4 protein-coding genes and 1 pseudogene are annotated in these 4,617 nt (G+C 63.2%); all 5 read right to left on the reverse strand.

Annotation, left to right across the window (positions count from 1 at the left end):
- Positions 1-146: 146 nt before the first annotated feature.
- Positions 147-1,185: pseudogene (locus WH91_RS00035) on the reverse strand (IS3 family transposase).
- A 199-nt stretch (positions 1,186-1,384) separates the two neighbouring features.
- Positions 1,385-1,990: a plasmid pRiA4b ORF-3 family protein gene (locus WH91_RS00045; RefSeq protein WP_046168963.1), complete on the reverse strand. Its 606-nt coding sequence runs from the start codon at positions 1,988-1,990 to the stop codon at positions 1,385-1,387.
- The gene (gene tnpC, locus WH91_RS00050) at positions 1,987-3,633 is read right to left on the reverse strand and encodes an IS66 family transposase (protein ID WP_046168966.1); all 1,647 of its coding nucleotides are present in this window, start codon (positions 3,631-3,633) and stop codon (positions 1,987-1,989) included. Before tnpC ends, WH91_RS00045 begins: the two co-directional genes overlap by 4 nt.
- A 72-nt stretch (positions 3,634-3,705) precedes the next feature.
- Positions 3,706-4,053: an IS66 family insertion sequence element accessory protein TnpB gene (tnpB, locus tag WH91_RS00055; RefSeq protein WP_046168964.1), complete on the reverse strand. Its 348-nt coding sequence runs from the start codon at positions 4,051-4,053 to the stop codon at positions 3,706-3,708.
- Positions 4,050-4,400: an IS66-like element accessory protein TnpA gene (gene tnpA / locus WH91_RS25155; protein WP_052952488.1), complete on the reverse strand. Its 351-nt coding sequence runs from the start codon at positions 4,398-4,400 to the stop codon at positions 4,050-4,052. Before tnpA ends, tnpB begins: the two co-directional genes overlap by 4 nt.
- Positions 4,401-4,617 lie beyond the last annotated feature (217 nt).

The following is a 4,617-nucleotide window of genomic DNA, read 5'->3' on the forward strand; positions in this document are numbered from 1 at the left end:
ACCTACGACGCCATCATCGATGCCGCTTGTCAGGCATGGCGAAATCTCGTCGACCAGCCGACAACCATAACATCGATCGGCATGCGTGAATGGGCACACACCGGTCAATCGTGAGCGCCGTTGGTATAAGTGAATTTCGGCCTTGGTTATGCCGCTGCCGGAATTGGCATCAGCGCATTGAAGCAGGCTTCGTCCGGGGTCATGCGGTCAAGGTTCGAGTGAGGGCGCCCACTGTTGTAAAAGGCCAGGTATTTGCCGATCAAGGTTCGCGCGTCCGAGACGGCGTCATAGGCGCGCAGGTAAACCTCCTCGTATTTGATGGACCGCCAAAGCCGCTCGACGAAGACATTGTCGCGCCATGCCCCTCTGCCGTCCATGCTAATGGCGATGCCATTGTCGCGCAGCAGGCCGGTGAAGGCCATGCTGGTAAATTGGCTGGCCTGGTCGCTGTTGAAGATTTCGGGGGCGCCGTATTTACCCAGAGCCTCCTCAAGCGCCTCGATGCAGAAGCTCACGTCCATGCTGATCGAGACCCGCCACGCCAGCATCCGCCTGCTGAACCAGTCCACCACGGCTGCCAAGTAGACGAAGCCGCGCGCCATGGGGATATAGGTAATGTCGATTGCCCAAACCTGGTTGGGCTGGGTCACCGCCAGCCTGCGCAGCAGGTAGGGATAGACCTTATGGCCTGGCGCGGGCTTGCTGGTATTGGGTTTGCGGTAAATCGCCTCGATGCCCATCCGCTTCATCAGCGCGGGCGCCGGCGAACGGGTAATCCAGATGCAGTTCATCGATCCGGCGCATCAGTGCCAGATCGCCGGGCGACACCGGGCGTGGCAGGTAGTAGACGCTGCTCCGGCTGATATCGAGCACCAACGCCTGCCGGGTCACCGATAGTTCATGCTCGCGATCGATCATCGCTTTGCGCTCAGCAGGCCGGCTTTGCTGAGCGCTCCTTCCAAAAAATCGTTCTCCAGCGTCAGGGACTGGCGGTTCCGCGCGGGTCTCGCTGCCAAAAACATCGGCAGCGCCTTCCAGAAGCTGGCTGCGCCATTGCGTGATCTGATTGGCATGCACGTCAAACTGCTGGGCAAGTTCCGCCAGGGTCTTCTGACCCTTGATGGCGGCCAGCGCCACTTTGGCCCTGAACACCGGCGTGTGGTTGCGGCGGGGTCGTCTCGTCATGGTCGCTCCTGTTCGCGGCCATACTGGCCGCCATCAGGCACAAAATCCACTTATCCCGATGTCAAGATTTCCCGAGCCACCTCTGTTCAACGGTGCAATGCTTACGGCGCTCGGCGAATTCACTACGCGCTAGGCGCTGCGCTACCAGTTGGCTCGGCGTAAGCATCCGGTGAGCACCGCGGCGTGACGGTCGCAATATTCAGTTGATACGATTTCGGCTTTTCTCGAAGGCCGCCTTGCCCGTGGCGCGTCGCTTGGCCAGCTTCCCAAGGCGCTGCTTAATGGTAGCCAGGCTGATGTCGTCGGCGTCGAATGGGCGCCCATACCAGGTCATTGTGGTCCCGTGCTCTTCATCGGCTGGATCGGCCATGACCGTGAGGAACTCTTCGAAGCCGGGGAGACCGCCAACATCTTCTGGCGGAGCGCAACGGGCGCCCTCGATAAACCGCGGGTAGTCGACCATCGGGTCTGCCGCGACAACATCCTCGACCACGATGGTGTGACGCCAGTCGTCGCCAAAATCATAGGTGTAGGTGAAGCGGCTCTCGCCGCGGGCGAGGATTGCACCGAGCCGGATGTTGCGGGCGTTGCGCATCTCGTCACCCCATTCTGGATCAGGGTAGCCGTAGCGGCGGTCGCCGATCTCGAACTGGAAGAGGTGATAGTCCTCAAACAGCATAACGGCCTGGATGACGTCGTGGACGGCCTTGAGGCTACTGGTCAGGGGCACCTCGACGCGCCGCCAGATAGCGGGTTCGATATCGTCGAGCTGAATATAGAGCCGGGCAACGCGGTCGCTGGTCATGCGGACTTCCTGATCTGGTGCTGGGCCGCCCAGTTCCAAGGCAGCAGCTCATCGAGTTGATGGCTGGGATGATCGGCAATCCGGGCCAGGATATCGGCCAACCAGGCCTGGGGATCCACATCGTTGAGCTTGGCGGTGACGATGAGGCTATACATGAAGGCGGCTCGTTGCCCACCACGATCGGAGCCGGCGAATAGCCAGGCCTTGCGGCCCAGGGCGATGCCGCGCAGCGCCCGCTCGGCGGCATTGTTGGTTAGGCAGACCCTGCCATCCTGAAGGAACCGGGTGAACACCGGCCAGCGCTTGAGCATATAGTCCATGGCCTTGGCCAGATCGTCGTGCCGCGACAGCCCGGGGCGGTGCTTGAGAATCAAAGCCTCGAGTTCGTCCACCATGGGCGCGCTGCGCTCCTGGCGTGCCGTGAGACGGTCTTGCGATGACTGGCCGTTGATGGCGCGTTCAATCTCGAACAGGCGATCCATGCGCTGCACGATCTCGCGGGCGAGCGGGGAGATCGGCACTGGCTTCTTGCCGTCGGCTCTGCGGCGGGCGCTCGACTCTATATCGGCCAGCACGAAGAAGGCGCGGCGCGCATGGCTCCAGCAGCCTGCCTCGGTGATCGGCGCGGGTTGGCGACCGACCTCATAGAGCCGGGCATAGCCGCCATGGGCATCGGCCTGCAGAATCCCGGGCCAGTCGGCCAGGTGCTGCCGTGGATGTTCGCCGGCGCGGTTGGGCGAATAATAGAACAGCGCCGCCGGCGGGGCTGGCCCCCCAAACGGTCGATCGTCCCGCACATAGGTCCAGATCCGGCCCGTTGCCGTCTTGCCCCTGGCCAGGACCGGCACGGTGGTATCGTCCCCGTGCAGCCGTTCGGCATCCATGACATGGGCGGCAAGCCGATGGTGCAAGGGCTCGAGCACGGCCGCGGCTGCACCCACATGGTCGGCCAGTGTCGACAGGCTCAGCGGCACGCCTTCACGGCCATAGCGCTCGACCTGCCGGTTGAGCGGCTGATGTTGCCCGTACTTCTCGAACAGCATCATCGCCAGCAAGCCTGGACCGGCCCAGCCGCGGGCCACAACATGGAACGGCGCCGGTGGCTGGCTGATCTTCTCGCAGTCCCGGCAGGCGACCTTCTCACGCACCGTCTGAATGACCTTCCACTGACGCGGGATCACCTCGAGCGTCTCGGTGACGTCTTCGCCGATCCGGCTCAGCCGGGTTCCCCCGCAGGCTGGACAGGCGCAGGGTGCCGCAATAACACGACGCTCGCGCGGCAGATGCTCGGGGAAGGGCTGGCGTGATGGCCGGCGGCGTTCAAAGCCGGGTGCATCAGCGACCTTGCGGGCCCCGATCTGTGCCACTGCCTCATCCTGGCTTGCCGCAGCTTCCAACTCCTCGAGCTGCAGCTCGAGCTGGTCCAGCAAACGCTGGCTGCGCTCGGACTTGCTGCCGAAAAGCTGATGCTTGAGCTTCTCGATCTGTAGCTTGAGATGCGCGATCAGGGCTTGGTCATCGGACTGCCGGGCCTGAGCGTCCAGTAGCGCCACCTCGATCTGGTCAGCTCGCAAGGTTGCAGCCGCAAGGGCCGCTTTGAGGGCTTGCACGTCATCGGGCATGGGCGAAACGCTGGCTTGCATGACCATGATGGAATCATAGCCAGCCCCGGGCGTGAAGCGAAAAATGCCCCTACATCAGAGAAAAATGCCCGCCTATCCCGCCCGCGCCGGACGCCAGCTCTGCTGCGGGTTGCGCCAGTCGATCCCTTCGAGCAGATAGCTCATCTGGCCGCCACTCAGATGCACCACGCCGCCCATCGTGGAGGGCCAGATGAAGCGTCCGCGCTCCAGCCGCTTGGCATACAGCGACAGACCGATGCCATCATGCCAGAGCGCCTTGATCAGCGACCCGTTGCGACCCCGAAACACGAACACGTCCCCGGCAAACGGGTCCCGACCCAGCCCTTCCTGGACCAGGCGCGCCAAGCCACCCATCCCCTTGCGCATATCGGTATGGCCGCTGGCCAGCCACACGCGGACGTCAGAGCGAACCGGGATCATCGCAGCGCCCGCAGCACCGCCAGCACCAGCCGAGCGGGCGCCGTCGCCGCAATGCTCATCGTCGTCCCTCCGGCCAGGTCCAGCCGGATCGCCGGACTATCTGCAAGGACACCTCCAGGCACGTCCGGCACCAAAGAACCTTCGTCCTCTGCCACAACGGCGGGCACAAACATCGCCGCGGACTGTTGAGCGTCGCGGCGCCACTTGTAGATCAGACTGGTGGACACATCGAACTGCCGCGCCACCTCGGCAATCACCGCGCCTGGGGCGAACGACGCCAACACAATCTCTTCGCGCTCCGCCGCGCTCCAGCGACGTCGACGCTCCGAGCCCGAAATAACCGTCATATGCATTATGCTGCGCTCTTAACTGCGTCCTTATGAGCGCAGCATCCGCGCCAAGCACCACCATCGCAAGGCGGCCCTCACCGGAGGCTTATACCAACGGCGCTCACGATTGACCGGTGTGTGCCCATTCACGCATGCCGATCGATGTTATGGTTGTCGGCTGGTCGACGAGATTTCGCCATGCCTGACAAGCGGCATCGATGATGGCGTCGTAGGT

The sequence above is a fragment of the Devosia psychrophila genome (assembly GCF_000971275.1).
In the GTDB taxonomy this organism is placed as follows: domain Bacteria; phylum Pseudomonadota; class Alphaproteobacteria; order Rhizobiales; family Devosiaceae; genus Devosia; species Devosia psychrophila.